The organism is Rhodobacteraceae bacterium M385, assembly GCA_025141835.1.
GTDB lineage: Bacteria > Pseudomonadota > Alphaproteobacteria > Rhodobacterales > Rhodobacteraceae > Gymnodinialimonas.
Genome location: CP081102.1, coordinates 2,146,335 through 2,167,091, shown reverse-complemented (window position 1 = coordinate 2,167,091; position 20,757 = coordinate 2,146,335). Strand labels below are relative to the sequence as shown.

The 20,757-nt window shown below is 60.8% G+C and carries 18 protein-coding genes and 1 tRNA gene; 8 read left to right on the top strand and 11 right to left on the bottom strand.

What is annotated here, in order from left to right; translation table 11 throughout:
* Positions 1–60: 60 nt before the first annotated feature.
* The 4 genes from K3728_10605 to K3728_10590 all read right to left on the bottom strand — a co-directional run bounded on the left by K3728_10605 (position 61) and on the right by K3728_10590 (position 7,265).
* Positions 61–2,604: a TRAP transporter fused permease subunit gene (locus K3728_10605; protein ID UWQ94183.1), complete on the bottom strand. Its 2,544-nt coding sequence runs from the start codon at positions 2,602–2,604 to the stop codon at positions 61–63.
* A gap of 236 nt (positions 2,605–2,840) precedes the next feature.
* Positions 2,841–3,833 (bottom strand): TAXI family TRAP transporter solute-binding subunit, encoded by a 993-nt coding sequence (locus K3728_10600; GenBank protein ID UWQ94182.1) that lies wholly within the window; start codon positions 3,831–3,833, stop codon positions 2,841–2,843.
* A gap of 250 nt (positions 3,834–4,083) precedes the next feature.
* On the bottom strand, positions 4,084–5,439 hold the full coding sequence (locus K3728_10595; protein UWQ94181.1) for a sigma-54 dependent transcriptional regulator: 1,356 nt from the start codon (positions 5,437–5,439) through the stop codon (positions 4,084–4,086).
* On the bottom strand, positions 5,436–7,265 hold the full coding sequence (locus tag K3728_10590) for a sensor histidine kinase (protein UWQ97518.1): 1,830 nt from the start codon (positions 7,263–7,265) through the stop codon (positions 5,436–5,438). The genes K3728_10595 and K3728_10590 overlap by 4 nt, the downstream gene beginning before the upstream one ends.
* A gap of 273 nt (positions 7,266–7,538) precedes the next feature.
* Here K3728_10590 and K3728_10585 point away from each other — a divergent pair, with 273 nt between their 5' ends.
* The gene (locus K3728_10585; protein UWQ94180.1) at positions 7,539–8,801 is read left to right on the top strand and encodes a PPC domain-containing protein; all 1,263 of its coding nucleotides are present in this window, start codon (positions 7,539–7,541) and stop codon (positions 8,799–8,801) included.
* 61 nt (positions 8,802–8,862) lie between these two features.
* Here K3728_10585 and tpiA read toward each other — a convergent pair whose 3' ends face one another.
* Positions 8,863–9,609 (bottom strand): triose-phosphate isomerase, encoded by a 747-nt coding sequence (gene tpiA / locus K3728_10580; protein UWQ94179.1) that lies wholly within the window; start codon positions 9,607–9,609, stop codon positions 8,863–8,865.
* A 73-nt stretch (positions 9,610–9,682) separates the two neighbouring features.
* On the opposite strand from tpiA, the gene K3728_10575 reads away from it, so the two are divergent.
* A complete protein-coding gene (locus K3728_10575; GenBank protein ID UWQ94178.1) occupies positions 9,683–10,603 on the top strand; it encodes an isopenicillin N synthase family oxygenase in 921 nt (306 codons plus the stop codon).
* A 289-nt stretch (positions 10,604–10,892) separates the two neighbouring features.
* Here K3728_10575 and K3728_10570 read toward each other — a convergent pair whose 3' ends face one another.
* The 5 genes from K3728_10570 to K3728_10550 all read right to left on the bottom strand — a co-directional run bounded on the left by K3728_10570 (position 10,893) and on the right by K3728_10550 (position 13,908).
* Positions 10,893–11,222 carry a TfoX/Sxy family protein gene (locus K3728_10570; GenBank protein UWQ94177.1) on the bottom strand — a complete coding sequence of 110 codons (330 nt, stop codon included), beginning with the start codon at positions 11,220–11,222 and terminating at the stop codon, positions 10,893–10,895.
* A 24-nt stretch (positions 11,223–11,246) separates the two neighbouring features.
* On the bottom strand, positions 11,247–11,627 hold the full coding sequence (locus K3728_10565) for an iron-sulfur cluster assembly accessory protein (protein ID UWQ94176.1): 381 nt from the start codon (positions 11,625–11,627) through the stop codon (positions 11,247–11,249).
* A gap of 83 nt (positions 11,628–11,710) precedes the next feature.
* On the bottom strand, positions 11,711–12,403 hold the full coding sequence (locus tag K3728_10560; GenBank protein UWQ94175.1) for a DUF3307 domain-containing protein: 693 nt from the start codon (positions 12,401–12,403) through the stop codon (positions 11,711–11,713).
* A gap of 209 nt (positions 12,404–12,612) precedes the next feature.
* Positions 12,613–12,975 carry an SUF system Fe-S cluster assembly protein gene (locus tag K3728_10555; GenBank protein ID UWQ94174.1) on the bottom strand — a complete coding sequence of 121 codons (363 nt, stop codon included), beginning with the start codon at positions 12,973–12,975 and terminating at the stop codon, positions 12,613–12,615.
* A gap of 102 nt (positions 12,976–13,077) precedes the next feature.
* Entirely contained in the window at positions 13,078–13,908 is an 831-nt protein-coding gene (locus K3728_10550) for a LysR family transcriptional regulator (GenBank protein ID UWQ94173.1), read from the bottom strand.
* 360 nt (positions 13,909–14,268) lie between these two features.
* Here K3728_10550 and tgt point away from each other — a divergent pair, with 360 nt between their 5' ends.
* The 3 genes from tgt to lon all read left to right on the top strand — a co-directional run bounded on the left by tgt (position 14,269) and on the right by lon (position 18,662).
* Entirely contained in the window at positions 14,269–15,399 is a 1,131-nt protein-coding gene (gene tgt, locus K3728_10545) for a tRNA guanosine(34) transglycosylase Tgt (GenBank protein ID UWQ94172.1), read from the top strand.
* 83 nt (positions 15,400–15,482) lie between these two features.
* Positions 15,483–16,037 carry a hypothetical protein gene (locus tag K3728_10540; GenBank protein ID UWQ94171.1) on the top strand — a complete coding sequence of 185 codons (555 nt, stop codon included), beginning with the start codon at positions 15,483–15,485 and terminating at the stop codon, positions 16,035–16,037.
* Between the two features lie 222 nt (positions 16,038–16,259).
* Entirely contained in the window at positions 16,260–18,662 is a 2,403-nt protein-coding gene (gene lon, locus K3728_10535; GenBank protein ID UWQ94170.1) for an endopeptidase La, read from the top strand.
* Positions 18,663–18,777: 115 nt separating this feature from the next.
* On the opposite strand, the gene K3728_10530 is transcribed toward lon, so the two are convergent.
* Entirely contained in the window at positions 18,778–18,957 is a 180-nt protein-coding gene (locus tag K3728_10530; GenBank protein ID UWQ94169.1) for a hypothetical protein, read from the bottom strand.
* 316 nt (positions 18,958–19,273) lie between these two features.
* Here K3728_10530 and K3728_10525 point away from each other — a divergent pair, with 316 nt between their 5' ends.
* The 3 genes from K3728_10525 to K3728_10515 all read left to right on the top strand — a co-directional run bounded on the left by K3728_10525 (position 19,274) and on the right by K3728_10515 (position 20,708).
* Positions 19,274–20,041, top strand: a complete 768-nt coding sequence (locus K3728_10525; protein UWQ97517.1) for a polysaccharide deacetylase family protein — start codon at positions 19,274–19,276, stop codon at positions 20,039–20,041.
* Positions 20,042–20,162: 121 nt separating this feature from the next.
* Positions 20,163–20,618 (top strand): HU family DNA-binding protein, encoded by a 456-nt coding sequence (locus K3728_10520; protein ID UWQ94168.1) that lies wholly within the window; start codon positions 20,163–20,165, stop codon positions 20,616–20,618.
* A 15-nt stretch (positions 20,619–20,633) separates the two neighbouring features.
* Positions 20,634–20,708, top strand: a tRNA-Val gene (locus K3728_10515).
* Positions 20,709–20,757 lie beyond the last annotated feature (49 nt).

The window sequence follows — 20,757 nt, the reverse complement described above, 5'->3', positions numbered from 1 at the left end:
CGCCCCGCTTGGTAGGGGGCGTCGTGCAGTTTTTCGATATTTAAGAAAAGGTGAAGGGGCTTAGTCGGCACCGCGGACCGGGATGGCAGCGTTTGCGGTGGGGTTGAAGAGGCGTTGGATCAGGAAGATTGCCACCGCGGTTGCGATGCCAGCGATGTCGGTGGTCCAGCCGCCTGCGATCAGCAGGAGGGCGGCGAGGATCAGGCCCACACGCAGGAACCACACGGGGCGGTTGCCCAAGAACCAGCCTTGGATGCCCGAGGTGAGCAGGAAGATGCCCAGGATCGCCGTGATCCCCGCGCGCAGAATGTTATACCAAGCGGGGGCCTGGTGCATCATTTCGCCGGCGACTTCCACGGCAGGGCCCTGCATCAGCAGGTTGCCGTTGTAGAAGAACATGAACGGCACGATGAAGGCGGCGATGCCGATCTTGAAGCTGGCGACGCTTGTTTCCATAGGGTTGGCGCCGGAAATGCCAGCGGCAGCATAGGAGGCCAGCGCGACAGGCGGCGTGATGGCAGAGACGACGGCGAAGTAGAAGACGAAGAAATGCGCCGTCAGTTGCGGGATGCCAAGGGACACGAGGCCCGGCGCCACAACACTTGCGGCCACCGCGTAGGCCGCCGTGGTTGGCATGCCCATGCCCAGAAGGATGGCGATGCACATGGCGAAGAACAGGGCCAGAAGTTGGCTGACGCCGGCAAGGTCAAGCAGGACCGAAGAGAAGCGCGCGCCCACACCGGTGAGGGAGATCACGCCAACGATGATGCCCGCACAGGCGCAAACGGCGATGATCTGGATCGACATGACGCCTGCGATCTCGAGCCCGCGCAACATGCCTTTCAGGCCGAGGCCCAGTGTACTGTCGGGGTTCGCCATCTCCTGCACCGAGATGTAGATGAAGCTGGCCACAATGATCAGGCCGGTAATCAGCGCGAGGTTCGTCATCAGTGCGCTTTGATCGGCCCCCGGCGCCGGGGCGGGCGTGACGATCCAGACGACGGTAAGGATGATCGTCATCGCCGCAATCGCGAGCACGAAGAGCCGTTGTAAGGACCAGCCGCCGCGCGGCAAGAAGTGCTCGGGCGCGGCCCAGGACACGACGACGGCGGCAACCGTGGCCAAAGTGCCTGCTCGGATCACCGAATAGCCCATGAACAGCGCGGCAATCAGGATCACGATTGGCAGGAACAGGAAGACCTTTTTGGCCATCTCGCGGAACTTTGGCAGCTCGTCCTCGCGCATCCCACGCATACCCAGTTTGGCGGCCTCAAAATCCACCATGAAGTAGATCGACGCGAAGTAGAGCACGGCGGGGATCAGCGCCGCGATGGCGATGTCTTGGTAGGGGATGCCGGTGATCTCGGCCATGATGAAGGCGCCCGCGCCCATGATCGGGGGCATGATCTGCCCACCGGTGGAGGCGGCTGCTTCCACGGCGCCGGCGGTTTTCTTGTGGTAGCCCACTTTCTTCATCAGCGGGATGGTGAGGGATCCGGTGGCCACCACGTTGCCCGCCGATGTGCCGTTGATCATACCCATCAGGCCCGAAGCGAAGATTGCCACTTTCGCAGGCCCCCCACGGGCACGGCCCGCCGCGGCAAAAGCGAAGTTTACGAAGTAATCGCCCACCTTGGAGGCCTGAAGGAAGGCGGCAAAGATGATAAACAGAATGATGTAGGTGGAGGACACCGCCGTCGTGGGCCCAAGGATGCCTGCGTCCGTATAGACGAAGCCGAAGAAGCGTTGCCAGTCGTAGGGGTTTTGCACCGCCAAGATGCCCGGCAATAGATGCGCCGTGAAGGTGTAGGCAAGAAAGACCCCGGTGATGATGACAAGGGCCAAACCGGCGACGCGGCGAGTCAGTTCCAGGATCATTGCAGCCCCTGCGGTGGCGGCGAAGGCCACACCGATGGGCACGAAGGAGGTGCCGACAGCGTTACGCGCGGCGGTGGAATAGATCGGGATCAGGTAGAGCGCGACAATCAGCGCGCAGAGCGCCAGCACGATGTCCGAGGCGGCGAAGGAGCCACGGCCCTGACGCTCAACCCAGCCAAGGGCGATGCCCCCCCCTGTGGCGATGAGAAGGGGCAGGCCGAAGTGGTAGACCTCGGCGTTGTAGATATCGGTGCCGGGGAAGGCGGCCCAAGTGGTCAGGCCACCCATCTGTGGCAGCTCTCCGCCGTTGATTTGGCCGATGAACCCGAGGACCGTATAGGCGGCATAGAGCGCCGGAAGCGCGAAGAGAGCGGCAACCAGTGAGATGCCTCTTGTCGAGCGGTCTGTCGCGGAATCCGGGCCGAAGGTATGGGCGGAGAACAGCAGGAACCCCAAGGTCAGGGCGCCTGCGATATGGGCGATGCGAAAGTTCCAGGTCTCCATCGGGAATTGTGGCAGAAACGCCAGATCGACCCCGGTCATCGCGGAAATCGACAGGCCGTTCAGGGCCGCCATGTGGAAGCCCGCATAGAGCACAGACAAGATCCCTACAAACAGGAACGCGCGGCCCTCGAACAAGCGGCGATTGCTTTCTACCGGTTCCTCGTCCACGCCGTCGGCGATGATCGGGCCATCTACTTGGTCTGTCGCTGCTTGGTCGGTCATGGGCTGTCCCTTGAGGCTGTGGGATTGGGGGCTGTGGGATTGGCGGGCTGCGCTGCGGATGATCGCGCGCGGAGAAAAATTGCGGAAAGAGAGCGGGCGCAAAGGCAATGCCCGCGCAGTGGTGCGCCGATCAGATGTGCTGCAAACCGGTTCGGATACGGCCGAGGTGGCCAGAGATTTTTCAAAAATTGTCCGGGGGAGAGGGGCAGGCCCAGAAAAGGCCCGCCCCAAGCCGATTAGCCGCCGTGGATCATGTCCGCAGGGATATCAGCGCCCGCGTTTTCCATGAACCAACGGGCCGCGCCGGGGTGCCAGTTCAGGACGTTGTTCTTGTCCCAGTTCTCGGGCAGCGTGGAGCGGGCTGCTCCGTGGATCGCCTGCATCCGCTCGTTGTCGGACATGACGATGTCTACGACGGCGTATACGAAGCTTTCGGGCAGTTCGCAGTTGGCGATGGCAAAGTTCCACATCGAAACCGACTGCGCATCTTCGGTCAGAGTCTCATAGGTGCCCGCGGGGATCGTGAAAGGCGATACGGGGAACGCTTCCATGATCGTGGCTTGCTCTTCTTCAGTGAAGGCAATGAAGTTGATCTCTGTTTGCACTTCAAGCTGGCTCACGGCGGGAGTTGGAACGCCGGCCGCGAAGGCAATCACATCCAGCAGGCCGTCTTGTACCTGACCGCCCAAGTCGGTCCAGTTGCCGTTGCGGCGGTCAAACTCGACGCCCAGTGTTTCCATCATACGAGGGAAATAGGTGTCCGATGTGGAACCGGCAGGGCCGAAGCCGATGCGTGCACCCGCAGGGATGTCAGAGATTGCTTCGATCCCGGAAGAGGCCAGAACAGTTACCGCGAAAGGCGTCTGGTACATGGGGAACATCGCGCAGGCGCCGGTCATTTGTAGGCCGGGGGCGATGGGGTTGGTGCCTTGCAGCGATTCAGCCGCCGGACCCATGGTGGTCATGCCGAACTGTGCCTCGCCAGTGTGAACCAGTGCCATGTTCTGCATCGGGCCGCCGGTGATCTCGCTGCCGCCAGAAATGCCAAGCTCGTCCGCCACAAGGTTAGCCCAACCGGAGCCATAGGCGAAGTAGGTTCCGCCCTGACCGGCGGTGCCAAGGGTGAAGTTCTCGGGCCAACCGGTACGGTCAACGTGGCCGTCCGCAAAGGCGGAGGTCGCTACGATAGCGGTGGAAAGCGTCAAAGCGCCGAGTTTCGAAAATGTCATGGTAGTCTCCCTAAGATACCTGCGACCGAGCTCCCGCCCCGATCGCTTGCATGTTTGGTGTGGCCAAACCCCCAAGGCAACAACCGTGCATCTACCCAGTTTGCGCAAAAACCGCCAGATTTCTTGCTGCTTTGGGTGGATTTCTACCCATTGCCGCCTTTCGCTTGGGTGGAAATCCACCCATCGAGGCGTAAGAAAATTCCTTGCAAGGAATTTACCAGAGCCTTGCAAGGCTCTGAGCAAAACCCTTTCAAGGGTTTTGGGCGTCTGGGGCAGGGCGGAAGTCAGACCGATCCAGCCCGTGCTTTTGCATCTTCTCGTAGAGCGCTTTGCGGCTGATCCCCAGCGCCTCATACGTCGCCTTGATGGAGCCGTTTTGCGCGCTGAGCGTAGCCGCGATCAGGCTGCGTTCGTGGGCGGCCATTTGGTCGGCCAGCCGACCGGTGTTGTTGGGATCGCCTTGCAGGCCAAAACCAAGCACCGCCCGTTCGGCCTCGTTGCGCAGTTCTCTGATATTGCCGGGCCAGGCCTTGGTGGCCAGTTCTGCCAAGGCCTCGGGCGAGATCGGCGGGACCGGTCTGCTATGGCGGGTAGAGGCTTCGGCCATCAGGATCTGGAACAGGGGCGGGATGTCCTCGCGCCGTTCAGCCAGCGGCGGCATGCGTAGGGTCACCACGTTCAGCCGGTACAACAGGTCGTCGCGAAACGTACCCTCACTGGCGGCCTTTGCTAGGTTTCGGCGTGACGCGGCCACGACCCTCAGGTCAAGCGCCACAGGTTCGTTCGAGCCAAGCGGCGTAATCGCCCGGTCTTGCAGCGCCGTCAGCAGTTTGCCTTGCAGAGCGAGCGGAATGCTGTCGATCTGGTCAAGGAATAGCGTACCCCCACGGGCATGTTCAAACTTTCCGTACCGCTCCCGCGTGGCCCCGGCAAAGGCCCCGGGGGTATGACCGAAAAGCTCGCTTTCAATCATTGTATCGGGCAGGGCGGCGCAGTTCACTGCTACAAAGGGCCGGGCTGCCCGCTTGGACGCCGCGTGCAAAGCCCTTGCGGCCACTTCTTTTCCGGTGCCCGTCGCCCCCTCGATCAACGCATCGGCGTCGGTCTCGGCCACGGCCCTAAGTTGCGCGCGCAGCTGCGCCATGGCTGTGGAGCGGCCGTTTAACATGGCCGCGATGGGATCTGTACCTGCCGCGCCCGAGGATTGCGCCTTCAAGGCCCGCACTTCCATCGTCAAGCGCCGCTTATCCAGCGCCCTTTGGATCGTCTCCACCAAGCGTGCGGGATCATAGGGTTTTTCCAGGAAATCATAGGCGCCCTGGCGCATACTTTGAACCGCCAGTCCCACGTCGCCGTGACCCGTGACCAAAATCACCGGAAGGTCCGGGTCTCGGACCAGCGCCTCGGCCATCAGGGCCGTGCCGTCCATCCCGGGCATCCGAATGTCCGTTACCAAAATTCCCGGAAAGTCTTCCGAGATATGTGCCAGTGCCTCTGCCGCCGTCGGGCAGGGGATCACCGGTATATCGGCCAGCGACAGGGTCTGCTCTCCGGCGATGCGCAGATCGGGTTCGTCATCGACAAAAAGGACCGGGGCGTCGATCATTGCGCGGCAATCTCCTTGGTTGCAGGTGGCACAGCTTCTAGGGTCATCCGAAACACCGCGCCACCCTCTGGGTGGTTCTGTGCCGAGAGCCTTCCGCCAAAATCACCAATAATATTGAACGAGATCGACAGCCCAAGCCCAAGGCCCTGACCCGGTTCCTTGGTGGTGAAGAAGGGGTCAAACGCCTGCTCTAACGCTTCTGGGGATAGACCGGGCCCGAAATCGCGCACGGAAATCTCGGGCCGCTCTCCCCCGGTCAGTGTGATTTCGATCTTTGGCGTATCAAGGCGCGCCATCGCATCCATCGCGTTGCCCAGAAGGTTCACAACCACTTGTTGCAAACGCACGCGCCCGCCGCGTACCCAGATATCATCCTCGGGCGGATCATAGATCACCTGCGCCCCCCGCAGGCGCGCGGCCATCAACTCTAACGCGTCGTGTATCACTGGCTTCAACGGTACGGGGCCGGTCTTCTCTCCGGGGCGGCGGGCGAAATTACGCAGGTGTTTGGAGATCGCAGCCATACGGTCCGTGAGGCCGCTGATCCGCTCAATATTGCCACGGGCGTCCTCCGGGCGCTCTCGGTCCAGAAAGGCGCGGGCGTTTTCTGCGTAAGACTTTATCGCCGACAAAGGCTGGTTGAACTCATGGCTGAGCGCGGCCGACATCTGCCCCAAGGCCGCCAGTTTTCCTGCCTGCACCAACTCGGCTTGTGTCTTTCGTAGCCGAGCCTCCGTGGCGCGGCGCTCCTCAATCTCGGCCTTCAATTCGGTGGTGCGCTCGGCCACCCGTGCCTCTAGCAAAGTCGCGAGCGATCGTTCGGCTGCTAAGCGCTCGATCAACCGGGCGCGGCGGGCAAATATCGCCGCCGACACGAGGCCGACAATCACCGCCACCAGCACCAGCAACAAAACCGCCGTCCACGCCCTTTGCGTTGCCGGACCCGTGGGCGTCAGGATCGACACACGCCAGCTTGCCGCTGCCACCAATGCCGTCTGGCTGACGTAGCTTTCGCCTCCCACAGTGGCCAATTCCAGACCAAACCCAAGGTCGGGATCAAGGGGGGAAACCACCATCTCCAGAGGTGTCAGCAGCGCAATTGGATACTGCCTGGTGCGCGCGATTTCATCCAAGACCCAATGGGCAATCAACCCCGTCCGTCGAAACCGCCACGGCTCTCGATCCGATAGAAACACCACGCTATTGACGTCACGCACCATGATCGAGGCGTCAGAGGCAGCCCATGTTTCCTCAAACTCATCGAGGCGGATCTTCACCACCACCACGCCAATGATCCGAGTATCCTCGATCACCGGAGAGGCGAAGTAATACCCCCGTTGTCCCGATGTGGTCCCCAAGCCGTGAAACCGCCCCAACCCGGCCCCCATCGCGTCGATAAAATACGGGCGGTAGGCGAAGCTCTGGCCCACAAAGGAATGCTCGGTCCGATAGTTCGACGCGGCAATCGTGCGCCCTTCGGTGTCGAGCACGTAGATATCCGACACATCCAGCGACAGGGCAGACTGGCGCAGCAGTTCATTGGCAAAGGGGACGATCCCTTCATTATCAGGTTCCGCCAGCAGTTGCGGCAAGATCGGACGGTCCGCGATCAGCGCGGGCAGGGCTTGAGTCCGCTCCAATGCGCCGCGCAGAACTTCGGTTGCCAGTCTTAGCGTCGCGGCATCCTCGGCCCCGGCTTGGCGCAGGTACAGACGTTCAATCCGGGGCTGTGCGGCGAGGATGACGCCGACAATAAGCAGGGTCAAAAACGCAACGATCCAAACCGCGCGCCGGGGCCGGGTGGCGCGCGGGCGGTCAAGGGGCATCGCCCCGTCCAAAGGCGTCGCGGCCAACGCGGCAGTGGCGCGGGCAATCGGATCACGGTCAGAGGCAGAGCGATGGCGCATGGCAATATCTATGGCAGGCGCCGTGCGGGCTGGCCAGAGGGCAGAGGAAACCGGACAAGCGTCGGCAATCACGGAACTTTCCCCGTACGAATTCCGAAACCCTTCATTGGAAAACATCGGCAGGACGTGCATATTCCCAATGAAGGAGCCGCCGCGCCACACACCGCGGTCGCACGTTTGGAGGATACCTTAATGAAATTTACGTTTTCCGCTCTCGCCACTACGGCCATTGTGGGCCTGACCGCCGGGGCCGCCTCTGCGCAGGACCTGACCTGTGGCGGTTTCGGGGTTGATGGCCAATGGATGGGCGGCACGCCGGACGCATCCGATATTGCCACCGCTGACGGCCCCTTGACCCTGTCAGGTCTGCCGATTGCGCTGGAAGGCAACACGGTCGGCTATTTCTCTACCTCCGAAGCCTTGGACGTGCGGGTTGAGGCGCAGCCAACCGATGGCGGCGATAGCGTGATCGAGCTTTATGACGAAGCCGGCGCATTGGTGGTATTTGACGATGACAGCGGCGGCGGTTGGGCGTCGCGGGCGGAAACGGCGTTGGAGCCGGGCAACTACTGCCTTACCACACGCGGCTATGCAGGCGGCGGTCTGACGACGGATATGCGCGTGGGTCGGCTTGAGCATGAGACGATCACCACCGGCCTGAATGGCGGCTTCTTCGGCGGCGGCACGGGCGGCTACTTCGTGGGCGTCGATGCCTGCACATCGGAAACAGAGGCCACGCTTTTGGGCAATGGGGCCCTTGATGGCCAATTGTTTGAAGGCGGCGCTTCTGCGGTCAACACGATCACGGGCGTGCCTTACTACCGCTTCACCCTCGATAGCCCTCAGGCGCTGTCGATCCGGGCCGAGAACCCCTCGGCTGATCCCTACATCTATATCTTCGACGGCAACGGCACGCTTTTGGCCGAGAACGATGATTACCAATCGCTCAACAGCCGGATTGATTTCACCTCTCCTTTGGCGGCGGGCACCTATTGCATCGGGATGCGGGCGCTGTCGAACCCCGATATTCCGGTGACGGTTTCCGTGGTGGGCTATGACGCGGCCGCGGCTTTGGCCGAGCTTTACGACACCGGCGAAGCGGCCCCACCGATGGATGGATCGTACCCGATCACCGATCTGGGCGTGCTTCCGGGCCGCTCCGTGCGGGACGCCCAGATTGCGGGCCGTCAGGCAACATGGTTCTCGTTCGAAGTGACGGAACAAGGTGCGGTGGTGATTGACGCAGTAGAAGTGACCGACAGTGACCCGGTCATCCTGCTGTTCAACGATCTGGGTCAAGAAATCGCCTATAACGATGACCATGGCGGATCGCTCAACAGCCAGATCACGGCGCGGGTTCAGGCTGGACGCTACTTGTTGGCTGTGCGCCAGTATTCCGACAATTATCAGGGCATCATCCGCATCGCGACGGAACGCTACGTTCCTGCGCAATAGTTTCTACGACAGAGTAAGGGCCGCCCGCGCAACCTTGCGGGCGGCCCCTTTCTTTGGCCGCTTACGCTGCCGACAGTGCGGCGATGATGCCGCCAAAATCCGCCGCTTTCAGGGACGCGCCCCCGACCAACGCGCCATCGACGTTGGATACGGCAAAGATCTCGGCCGCATTGCCGGGCTTGACCGAGCCTCCATAAAGCAGCGGGATATCTTGCGCCGCGCCACCCCGGCGGGCAGCCAGCTCGGACCGGATATGATCATGAACCTCTGCAATCTGCTCCAACGTTGGCGTGCGCCCGGTGCCGATGGCCCAAACGGGCTCGTAGGCGACAACGATCTGCTCGGGCTTGGCGCCCGTGGGGATCGAGCCTGCCACCTGCGCCGCGACCACTTGCAAGGTAACGCCCGCGTCGCGTTCTTCTTCGGTCTCTCCAACGCAGACGATGGCGATCAGCCCCGCCTCAATCGCTGCGGCGACCTGCAAGGCCACATCAACGCTGCTTTCCCCGTGGTCCGCGCGCCGCTCGGAATGGCCCAGGATCACATGGCTCGCCCCCGCGTCCGCCAGCATCTTGGCCGAGATATCGCCAGTGTGCGCCCCCGCGCTTGCCGTGTGGCAGGTCTGGCCTCCCACATAGAGGTCCATCAACCCCGCCCGCGCCACCATGGGCGCGATCAGCGTGGCCGGTGGGCACAGCAGAACCTCGCATGTGGCCGCCTCTACGGCGTCCGCCAAGGCGTCAACCTCGCTCAAATCCGCCTCAACCCCGTTCATCTTCCAATTGCCAGCTGCCAATTTCCGTGCCATCGCCATCTCCAAAGTTATGTTGCACATGTCGTGGCAGCCACGGCGCAGAAGTCAACCCGACAGGAGGTCTCTGATGATCCCGCATATTGACGCCCAAGCCCTTGTCGCCGGTGATCCCACGGCGTTGGCGGCCACCAAACAAGGCGCCGAGGAGGTGGGCTTCCTGACCCTCCACAACACCGCGCTAAGTGCCGCCGACGTGGAAGACACTATCGCCGCCTACCGCGCCTTCTTCAAAGGCAGCGCCGCGACCAAGCAAGCGGTGAACATGAATGTCACCGGCTCCAACCGCGGGTGGGGCGGGGCAGGGTCCGAACAAGTCGATCCCAATGCCAACCCAGACTATAAAGAGGTCTTCGATTGCGGCGTTGAGTTGCCCAAGGATGATCCCTTCGCGCGCCTACCTGTCTATGCGCCGAACCAATGGCCCTCCGCGCCGCCCGCGTTCCAAGCCACGGTGGAGCGCTACTTCACCAAAGCCCGCGCCATATCGCTGGAACTGCTGCAAGGCATCTCTGCGGCCATTGGCGCTGACCCGAACTTCTTCGCCGATAAGTTCACCAAACCCATGGCGCTCTTGCGCGGCAACTACTACCCTGAACGCCCCACCTGGGCCGGAGATAAAGACTTCGGTATCGCTGCCCACACCGATTACGGCTGTCTCACGCTTCTTGCCACCGATGGTCAACCGGGCCTGGAAGTGCAACTGCGCGACGGCACTTGGGTGCCGGTGCAGGCCGCGCCGGGCACCTTCATCATCAACTTCGGTGAAATGCTCGAGATGTGGACAGCCAACCTGCCCGAAGGCGGCCAAATCCGCGCCACCCCTCACCGAGTGATCGGCGGCGCCCGGGAACGCATCTCGATCCCCTTGTTCTTCAATCCTGCCTTTGACACAAACGTCGCCCCGATCGGCGCGCCGCCAATCACCGCAGGCGATCACCTCTCAAAACGCTATCAGGAAACCTACACCCACCTGCAAGACGCCTCCTAACCCCGCCCCACACGCGCGGCTCCTCCTTCATCTTGGCTGTACAACTCCGGGGGTTTGGGGGCTGGCCCCCAATGAAGGAAGCGTTTGGGGGCTGGCCCCCAATGAAGGAAGCGTTTGGGGGCTGGCCCCCAATGAAGGGTGCGTTTGGGGGCTGGCCCCCAATGAAGGGTGCGTTTGGGGGCTGGCCCCCAATGAAGGGTGCGTTTGGGGGCTGGCCCCCAATGGAGGGTGCGTTTGGGGGGCATCGAAAGCACGTTCAGGCGTGAGCCCCACACGTCACACCGAACCGCTACAGATACGCCAAAGCCCGCCGTGCCCATGCGACCGCTTCTTCCGGGTCGTCCAAAGCCGCCTCAGGCATCGTCCAATAGGGCATGGCTGTAGGCTTTCGCTTTGCCCCTTCGCGCTCGTAGGTCCAGCGGGTGCAACCTTCGGCCTCCAACACGTCGCGAAACTCACCTGCGCCCTTGAGGTGCAACTGACCGTCGGACATTAACAGCGCAAAAATCGTGCCTTCATGGTAGATGCACAAACCACCCATCATCTTGCGGGTGCTTAGCCCTCCGAGCCCGTCGAAAAGCTCCAGCGCGTGGGCGATCTCTTCTTCTGAAACGCTCATGCCGACGCGCTCATGACCAAGTGCTCACGAAGATGCGCTCTCGGCCTGCAACTCGTCCATGTCCTTGAACTTGATCGACTCACCGCAACCGCAGGCGTCCGTCACATTCGGATTGCGGAACTGGAACGAGGCCTCCAGCAGCGACACTTCGTAATCAATCTCGGTGCCAAACAAAAACATCTGCGCCATCGGCGCGATCATTACACGGGCGTCGTCTTGTTCCACCACTTCATCGAGCGGATCAATCTCGGACACGTATTCCATGGTGTATTCCATGCCCGCGCAGCCGCCCTTCTTGACGCCAATGCGCAAGCCCTGCGTGCCACCTTGCTGCATCAGCTTGGCGATCTGCTTGGCGGCTTTATCCGTCATGGTGACGGCCTGTTTCCCGGGGATACCGAACATGGGCTTGGCTTTCCTGTGACTGCTTGACCTCTAATGTAGGCCTCACGCGGCGCTTTCTCAAGCCTGAGTGGAACGCTCGGACATCAATGCATCATCGGCATCGCCAATGCCATGGGCACCGCCACCGCCAATCCCCACGCGAGGCTGACCGCAGTGCCCAATAGCAGACGGTACCTTGCGCCATTGTCACGGCCCGCAAAGCTGATCCCGAGGTAGAGTCCCTTTACCGCGATCACCGCGGTTAGAAGCAGGGGCCAGATCTGCCATCCGCCGATGAGCACGACACATAGCGCCGCACGCTCAACCCATCCCAACAAGACCCCATGGCCCGATCCGGGCCCGCGCCCGGCCATCAGCATCGCCACGGCATACTGCCCGCCGCGGGCGGCAAAGACGACGCCGCCGATAATCATGTAATATAGTGGAATATGAACCACCTCGACCTCTGCCAAGGGGCTCATCGGCCATATCTGCGGCGCCAACAGAGCGATTCCCGCGATCGAGGCGACGTGCAACACTTGATCGGCCACATAGGCCCCCAAGCCTTCGGGCATCGCATAGGTCTTCACAATGTCGATCCATAGATGCAGCGCCGCAAGGGCCAGAAACCACGGGTTCAATGTCAGTGTGGTCAAACACATCGTCCCCAGCACCAGCCCGATATGGGCGGCCATGGCGATGGGACGTTTCTTGTTTACGACCATCCAAGTGGTTTGCAGCACGTAATCCGCGATCACATGGGCAAGAAATAATGCGGCAAATGTATAGGCTGCCATTTGTTGTGTATGATCCTGTTTCCTCAGGGTGCAGACCTAAGCCAGCACCCCGATGACAGCGCAAGATACGCCGTCCCCTTCCAAAATATTCCCCTTCAGGAAGGATGGCAGGACCGGGCCTTGGGGACAAGCAAGGGAAACCACTAGGCTACGTAAGGAAAGCCTGCCTTTACACCGTCGCAGAACGCGTCAGGGCAGGGTGGCCGTGCTTACATAAAGCCCAGTTCAAGGCGGGCTTCGTCGGACATCATGTCCATGCCCCAGGGCGGCTCCCAGGTGAGTTGCACGTCAACCTGCTTCACGCCGTCCAACGGCTCTACCGCGTCGGCGACCCAACCGGGCATTTCGCCAGCCACCGGACACCCCGGTGCGGTGAGGGACATGGTGATAGACACCTCGTTCTCGGCCCCGATGTCGATCGTGTAGATCAACCCAAGATCGAAAATATTCACTGGAATTTCAGGGTCATATACGGAACGACACGCCTCCACGATCGTATCGTAAAGGGGGTGGTCGGTGGACGAGGGCGCGATCAGTGGTGCGCCTTCCATCTGTGGTGTCTGTTCGGTCATGGTCATTCCCGGTTCATATCTGAGCAAAGATATAAGGATTGGGGAGGAGGGCGTAAAGGGAGGCAGAGCGCCGATCTCGCCCGAAACTGCGTTCTCTTGGCGTCAGGACGCTATGCCACGGGTGGCGGAAGTCAGGAATCCGGCCAGCGCGGTCAAGGCGTGGCGCACGGGCGGGTCGTGGCGTCCCTCGTGATGGCAGACCAGCCATTGCTCGTGGGTTAGCTCTGCGATGGGGGGGCCGAGTTGCACCATAGGGGCCAAGGTCGCGCCGATAAAAAGCGGCAAGATCACCCGCCCAACGCCTTGCTTTGCCATCGCCACGGCCAGCGTGGCGTCATTGGCGCGGGTGACGATATCGTTTGAGTGATTGGCCTCCAGCCAACGCGCAGTAGGGGTCGCGGCCCGGTCACCGCCTGCGCCGATCCAGCCGGTGATGCCGGCGTCGAGCCCGTAGGCGGCAAAAGCCACCGTCCCCGTCTGTCGCCCCGCCAGCCAAGGCTGATCCGGGCGGCGGTTGCGAATGCCGATATCAATCTGTCGGCGGGCAATGTCGAAGAAGGTCTCGCCCGACAAGAACTCCGGCACCCAATCGAAACTGGGTTGCCAGATGTCATTGAACCCACTGGCCAAAAACTCGGATGTCCAAGTGCCAGCGGAAATCCTGACGCGGCGTTTGCCGGGTTGCGCGCTACGCCAAACCTCGATGTCGGCGGCGGCGGCCTCCATACGTTCGGTCTTTTGGAGCAGTTCCCGCCCCTCGGACGAGAGGGCATAGCCATCGCGCCCGTGTAAAAAGAGCGGCCTTTCCATTGCGGCTTCCAGCGCCTTCATGCGGCGGCTCAAGGTTGCGGCGCTGGTTCCGGTTTGCGCGGCTGCGGCGGTTAAACTGCCGTGGCGGGCAACGGCAGAGAAAAGCGCCAAATCATCCCACATCACCACCATCCTTTGCAAAAATGAAAAGCGACCCACGATCCTGCCTGTCGCATCAGCGCGGTGCTTCGTGGCAATTATGGCTTAATCACAGAGGGAAACAAGCCATGCATGAGATTATACGCAGAATTCATATCCCCGAACGCCCCCGAACGGGAATCATCGAAGAGAGAGACCAATTTGCACAATTGCAAGTGGCGCAACGTGTGGATCGACGCCGTGCGCATCGGCGGCGGGTGTTGTCCGCACTTGGGCTTCGTCGCGCATCGGCGGGCCGCAAACGCAAATAAAGCGGGTAGGGGGCGCTACCGGGCATAGGCGCCCCTTTGCAATTCTCGCGCCGCGCCGCTATGGGCTGGCGGTATGACAAAACGCTTCTCTTTCAGCCTCAACGCGACCTCGGGCAAGGCCCGTACGGGCGTCATCTCCACCCCGCGCGGCGACATTCGCACGCCCGCCTTCATGCCCGTGGGTACGGCGGCGACGGTGAAGGCGATGATGCCCGAAAGCGTTGCGGCGACGGGGGCGGATATTTTGCTCGGCAACACCTATCACCTGATGTTGCGCCCGACCGCTGAGCGGATTGCTAACCTTGGCGGGCTGCATAAATTCATGAACTGGGACAAACCGATCCTGACGGACTCGGGCGGGTTTCAGGTGATGTCGCTGGCCGACCTGCGCAAACTGACCGAGGAGGGCGTGACCTTCCGCAGCCATATCGACGGGTCGAAACACCTGCTGTCGCCCGAACGCTCTATGGAAATTCAGAAGCTTCTGGGCAGCGATATCGTCATGTGCTTCGACGAATGCCCGGCGTTGCCTGCGGATCGCAGGGCGCTGGAGGATTCCATGCGTCTGTCCATGCGGTGGGCCGCGCGCTCGAAAGAGGCGTTCGGCGACCGTCCCGGCTATGCGCTGTTTGGCATTCAGCAAGGCGGGCTGGAGCAAGACCTGCGCGAAGAATCCGCCAAGGCGCTCCGCGAGATCGAGTTTGATGGCTATGCCGTCGGCGGCCTGGCCGTGGGCGAGGGGCAGGAGGCCATGTTCGGCTGTCTCGATTTCGCGCCGGATCAACTTCCCACCGACAAGCCGCGCTATCTGATGGGCGTGGGCAAGCCCGACGATATCGTCGGCGCGGTGAAGCGTGGCATTGATATGATGGACTGCGTACTGCCGTCCCGCTCTGGCCGTACGGGGCAGGCTTGGACACGGCGCGGACAGGTTAACATCAAGAACGCGCGTCACGCCGATGACCCGCGCCCGCTGGATGAAAACTGCACATGCCCCGCCTGCGCCAATTATTCCCGTGCCTATCTGCACCACGTTTTCCGCAGCCAGGAAATGATCTCGGGGATGCTGCTGACGTGGCACAATCTGCATTACTATCAACAGCTTATGGCCGAGATGCGGGACGCCATCGCCGCCGATGATTTCGCCGGGTTTGAGGCGCGTTTTCACGCAGAGCGTGCGCAGGGCGATATCGCGGTTCTGTAAGGTGTCAGAGCCGCGGGTTTTCCGCAGCTATCCAAGTCGACGCGCAAAATGCACAATGACCGCCAGTCTCGATTGGAGCGGCCATGACCGAACGTGTAGTTTTCAATGGAAAAATGAACCTCGGCATCGCGCTTTTGGTCAGCGCGGTTCTTGGCGGTATCGCGACCTTTGGGGTGATGATCCTTTACCTGGCCGCGCGGGAAGGGGTGTTCGACCTGATTTTCCTCGCCATCGCGGTGATTGTCGCGCTGTTGTTCTGGGCCGTGATTGGTGTGTTATGGAGCGCCCTTGGTGTCTGGCTCATCATTACTCCGCATTATGTCCGCACCGTCGGTGCTTTTGGTTCCCGCACCTATCCCGCCGAGGGCCTTCGGGCGGGCATTTTCGCCAAGCGCCTGTCCACGGGCGAGATCGGGAAAGCCAACTACAAGACCCATAAGGGCGAACAGCTTTGGCTTCGCGCTGCCGGTAAGAAGCCCCGGATGATTGCGCACGGCTTGGAGGGGGACCCGGTGATACAGCGATATTCGCAGACCCTAAGCGACCTGATCGGTATCCCGGTGCAGCGGTTGCACCCCGATCCAACGAGGTTGGTGGTTCAGCCAGATTTCAGCCCCTTCGATGAAACGCCTTCCTAACCGAATATCCCCAATATTTTGCGCTTTACCCAACGCAAACCTCCAAATCTCGGTTGTGCAGCCCAGGTTGCGGGTGCACAGTATTTCCTAACTTTTGCACCGCGCGTTTGCTTGAAATTGCATTCTGCGCGCCCCACGTTAAGAAATCCTGAAGATGGAGGGGGCTAGGCTGCCGCGAAGCGGGGCCATATCCCTCGGCCTAAGACCAAGGAAGTAGGCAATATGTCCGAACAAACGATCTATCCCGTCCTTCCCCTGCGCGACATCGTCGTGTTCCCGCACATGGTTGTGCCGCTCTTCGTGGGCCGCGAAAAATCCGTGCGTGCGTTGGAGGAAGTGATGCAGGACGACAAGCAAATCCTGCTGTCGTCGCAACGTGACCCGGCCGAGGATGATCCCGGCGCGGACGATATTTATGAGAACGGCGTGCTGGCCAATGTGTTGCAGCTGCTGAAACTGCCCGACGGCACCGTAAAAGTGCTGGTCGAAGGCCGCCGCCGTGTGCGCATCGAAGAATTCACCAACACCGACCCATTCTTTGAGGCGATTGCCACGGAACTGTCGGAATCCACCGGTGATCTGGACGCGATCGCGGCCCTGACCCGTTCCGTTGGGGAAGAGTTTGAGAAATACGCCAAGGTCAAGAAAAACGTGCCGGAAGAGGCACTTGCCAGCGTTTCCGAAGCTCACGATCCGGCCAAGCTGGCCGATCTGGTCTCAGGGCACTTGGGCATTGAGGTGGACCAAAAGCAGGACCTTCTGGAAACCCTCGAAGTCGCCGCGCGGCTGGAAAAAGTCTATGGCTTGATGCAGGGCGAAATGTCCGTGTTGCAGGTCGAGAAGAAGATCAAGACCCGCGTGAAATCCCAGATGGAGCGGACCCAGCGCGAATATTATCTGAACGAACAGATGAAGGCGATCCAGCGCGAGTTGGGCGATGGCGAAGAGGGTGAAGGCGAAGTGGCCGAGCTGTCCGAGCGGATCGCCAACACCAAGCTGAGCAAAGAAGCACGCGAAAAGGCGGACGCCGAGCTGAAGAAGCTTAAGAACATGTCCCCCATGAGCGCGGAAGCCACGGTTGTGCGCAACTATCTGGATTGGATGTTGTCCATCCCATGGGGCGTAAAGTCTCGTGTTAAGAAGGACTTGGCCAAGGCTGAAACCATCTTGGACGACGATCACTACGGTCTGGAAAAGGTCAAAGAGCGCATCGTTGAATATCTGGCGGTGCAACAACGCTCCAAGAAGCTGAAGGGGCCAATCATGTGCCTCGTCGGCCCTCCGGGTGTGGGGAAGACCTCGCTTGGGAAATCGGTGGCCAAGGCCACGGGGCGCGAGTTCATTCGGATTTCTCTGGGTGGGGTGCGCGATGAATCTGAAATCCGCGGTCATCGTCGGACGTATATCGGCTCCATGCCCGGTAAGATCATTCAGGCGCTGAAGAAGGCGAAAACCACGAACCCGCTGATCTTGTTGGATGAAATCGACAAGATGGGGCAGGATTTCCGGGGTGATCCGGCGTCGGCCATGCTTGAGGTTCTTGATCCTGAACAAAACGGCACCTTCGTCGATCACTATCTAGAGGTGGAATATGACCTCTCGAACGTGATGTTCCTGACCACGGCGAACTCCTACAACATGCCGGGCCCGCTTCTGGACCGGATGGAGATCATCCCGCTGGCTGGCTACACCGAGGACGAGAAGGCGGAAATCGCCAACCGCCACCTCATTGCCAAGCAGGTGAAAAACCACGGGTTGAAGGCCAATGAATTCACGCTGGAGCCCGAGGCCCTGCAAGAGATGATCCGGACCTATACCCGCGAAGCGGGCGTGCGGAATCTGGAGCGGGAAATCGGCAAACTGGCGCGGAAGGCCGTGACCAAGATCGTGCGCAAAGAGGTTGAAGAAGTTGTTGTAACCCCCGAAAATCTCGGTGATTTCCTTGGCGTGAAGAAATATCGCTACGGTTTGGCCGAGGATGCCGATGCTGTAGGGGTTGTCACGGGCCTTGCCTACACAAGCGTGGGTGGCGATCTGCTGCATATCGAGGCGTTGAAGCTGCCCGGTAAGGGACGGATGAAAACGACCGGTAAGCTTGGCGATGTGATGAAGGAATCCATCGACGCGGCCGCCAGTTATGTGCGCTCCATCGCGCCGGAAATCGGGGTGAAGCCGCCGAAGTTCGACCGGATGGATATCCACGTCCACGTCCCCGATGGTGCGACGCCCAAAGACGGGCCAAGTGCCGGTCTGGCAATGGTGACTTCCATCGTGTCAGTCCTGACGGGCATTCCGGTGAAGCGCGATATCGCCATGACGGGCGAGGTTTCCTTGCGCGGCAATGCGATGCCCATCGGCGGCTTGAAGGAAAAGCTGTTGGCGGCGTTGCGCGGCGGGATCACCACGGTTCTCATTCCGCAAGAGAATGAGAAGGACTTGGCCGAGATCCCCGACAACGTGAAAGAGGGGCTGAACATCATCCCCGTCACCCATGTGTCCGAGGTTCTGGCCCATGCGCTGACCTCTGTCCCGGAGGCAATTGAGTGGGATGAGGCCGCGGAAGAAGCCGCCGCCGCGGCCGCAGCCATTGCACGCGGGGGCGAAGGGGCTGCCGCGCACCACTAAGGTGCTGCCTGAGCCCCACACTCTAAGGTGTTGAAATAAAAAGGCCCGCATCCTTTCTAGGGTGCGGGCCTTTTCATGTCAGACGCGAACGGCGGAGCGTTGCGCCGATGCGAAATTAGTGATGCGTTGCCAGAATGAACAACACCAACGCGAAGGCAGGAACAAAGATGCCTTGGTTGGACGACGCCGTGTCCACAACCACAACTTCCTGTGGAACCGCAGGCACATAGCCGCTGGCATTGGCAGAGGTCGAAAGAACGGCAACCGCAGCAGCGGCGATAAGAGCTTTTTTCATGGTATTCCCCCAAGGAATAAAAACAGACTAGGTCACGCAACGTTGCAGCGCCGCGCTCGACAGGCATTTTGGCAGAAAATTGCCGACAGGATCAACGCGGCGCTGATTTTGGCCAAGGCGTGTCGCTTGAATTCGGCGTAAGTGGCCAAAAGGTCACGAAATTCAGCCCCAAAACAGGGCTTTGTGGCTTCTCGACAACGCTTAAGCTGCGTTCTTCCCTTCGAGTATGGGTGATTCGTTGATTTAGATTCGCGACTACCCCCATGATTCGCACCACCGATTGCCCTTATTTAGGAACCCAGTCGTGGTATATAATATTGAACGAAGAAAATTGATTAAAGGGGCTACGGCGGGCCTATTTGCGCCGTTCTTTGCAAGCCCCCTCAAGGCGCAGGGTCTGCCGTTAACTTTTGCCGGGCGCGGTCCGATCACCCAGGGGCAGGCCGCGACGGTGATCCGCATCCCCTCGGCTCAGCCCTTGGTGGCGATGACCTTTGACGATGGCCCGCACCCCAGCCTCACGCCGCAATTGCTGGATATGTTGGCCGCCCGTGGCATTCGGGCGACATTCTATGTGATTGGGCGCAACGCAGAGCGTCACCCGCAAATCCTTCAACGGATGGTGGATGAGGGCCATGAGATCGGCAACCACACTTGGTCCCACCCCAATTTGCACGGCTATTCCGATGCCGCTTTGCTGTCTCAGATTGATCGTACCAGCCGCGCGGTCTTTGACGCGGTTGGGCGGTCACCCGTCACGATGCGGCCCCCTTACGGGAACCTTTATGCGCGCCAAAGGCTGCTGCTATATCATCAGCGTGGCATGCCGACGGTATTGTGGTCGGTTGATCCGTTGGATTGGCAGCGTCCCGGCTCTAGCATCGTGGCGCAGCGGATCGTGGGCAATTGCCACAGCGGCGCGGTGATCCTGGCCCACGACATTCATCGCGCCACGGTCAGGGCGATGCCACAGGCCTTGGACGGCATCATTGGGCGCGGCTATCGGTTCGTTACCATGTCCGAGCTGATCGGCTGGCCAAGGTGGGATCGGCGCCGTTTCCGGTTGCAGGAAGCCACGTCTTAACCTTTATCTATGGGCTAGGGTGTTCCAATGCTCCTACTTCCGCTATGCTGTTTCTAGAACAGAAACAATCTGCGCCAAGCCCCATGGGCCTGAGCACAGAGACAACATGTGAGGCATACCCATGGCGACGAAAACAACGCGCAAACGCAAATCCACCTCCGCAGGTCCGCGCCGCTCCAGTGCGCTTGGCACCACGGCGGAGGCCAAAACCACAGCACCCGCAACGCCCGAACCCGTGGCAGAAGCGACAGCGCCCGTGGTTGAGGACGTATCCACCCCAAGCGCCCCCGTGGTCGATGATCGCCTAAAGCGTCCCGACCTGATCGAGGCGGTGGCCAAGCGCGTGTCGCTGAAACGGTCCGAAGTTAAGATGGTCTTCGACGTGGTGCTTGATGAAATTGGCAAAGCGATGGACGCTTCCGATGAGGTCGTGGTGCCGCCTTTGGGTAAATTGATGGTCAAGAAGCGCATGGAAAAGCCCAATGGCGACATGCTGACGGTCAAGCTCAAACGCGCCGCCGCAGACCCCGCCGCAGGCGACGTGGCCCCCCTTGCAGACGTGGATGAGGACAGCTAAAAGCCCGCGCAGGTCGGGTGATTAGCTCAGTGGTAGAGCGCTTCGTTCACATCGAAGATGTCAGGAGTTCAAATCTCTTATCACCCACCAATTCCCTACCTTCGGTCCTGTGCCAAAGGCACGTCGGGCATCGTAGCCG

Excerpts from the sequence above, each read along its gene's own strand:
- K3728_10550 (UWQ94173.1), bottom strand. The coding sequence starts at position 13,908 with ATGTGGGATGATTTGGCGCTTTTCTCTGCCGTTGCCCGCCACGGCAGT.
- K3728_10520 (UWQ94168.1), top strand. The coding sequence starts at position 20,163 with ATGGCGACGAAAACAACGCGCAAACGCAAATCCACCTCCGCAGGTCCG.
- K3728_10540 (UWQ94171.1), top strand. The coding sequence starts at position 15,483 with ATGACCGAACGTGTAGTTTTCAATGGAAAAATGAACCTCGGCATCGCG.
- K3728_10585 (UWQ94180.1), top strand. The coding sequence starts at position 7,539 with ATGAAATTTACGTTTTCCGCTCTCGCCACTACGGCCATTGTGGGCCTG.
- K3728_10590 (UWQ97518.1), bottom strand. The coding sequence starts at position 7,265 with ATGCCCCTTGACCGCCCGCGCGCCACCCGGCCCCGGCGCGCGGTTTGG.
- K3728_10565 (UWQ94176.1), bottom strand. The coding sequence starts at position 11,627 with ATGTTCGGTATCCCCGGGAAACAGGCCGTCACCATGACGGATAAAGCC.
- K3728_10570 (UWQ94177.1), bottom strand. The coding sequence starts at position 11,222 with ATGAGCGTTTCAGAAGAAGAGATCGCCCACGCGCTGGAGCTTTTCGAC.
- K3728_10575 (UWQ94178.1), top strand. The coding sequence starts at position 9,683 with ATGATCCCGCATATTGACGCCCAAGCCCTTGTCGCCGGTGATCCCACG.
- tgt (UWQ94172.1), top strand. The coding sequence starts at position 14,269 with ATGACAAAACGCTTCTCTTTCAGCCTCAACGCGACCTCGGGCAAGGCC.
- K3728_10600 (UWQ94182.1), bottom strand. The coding sequence starts at position 3,833 with ATGACATTTTCGAAACTCGGCGCTTTGACGCTTTCCACCGCTATCGTA.
- K3728_10530 (UWQ94169.1), bottom strand. The coding sequence starts at position 18,957 with ATGAAAAAAGCTCTTATCGCCGCTGCTGCGGTTGCCGTTCTTTCGACC.
- K3728_10595 (UWQ94181.1), bottom strand. The coding sequence starts at position 5,439 with ATGATCGACGCCCCGGTCCTTTTTGTCGATGACGAACCCGATCTGCGC.
- lon (UWQ94170.1), top strand. The coding sequence starts at position 16,260 with ATGTCCGAACAAACGATCTATCCCGTCCTTCCCCTGCGCGACATCGTC.
- K3728_10605 (UWQ94183.1), bottom strand. The coding sequence starts at position 2,604 with ATGACCGACCAAGCAGCGACAGACCAAGTAGATGGCCCGATCATCGCC.
- K3728_10560 (UWQ94175.1), bottom strand. The coding sequence starts at position 12,403 with ATGGCAGCCTATACATTTGCCGCATTATTTCTTGCCCATGTGATCGCG.
- K3728_10555 (UWQ94174.1), bottom strand. The coding sequence starts at position 12,975 with ATGACCGAACAGACACCACAGATGGAAGGCGCACCACTGATCGCGCCC.
- tpiA (UWQ94179.1), bottom strand. The coding sequence starts at position 9,609 with ATGGCACGGAAATTGGCAGCTGGCAATTGGAAGATGAACGGGGTTGAG.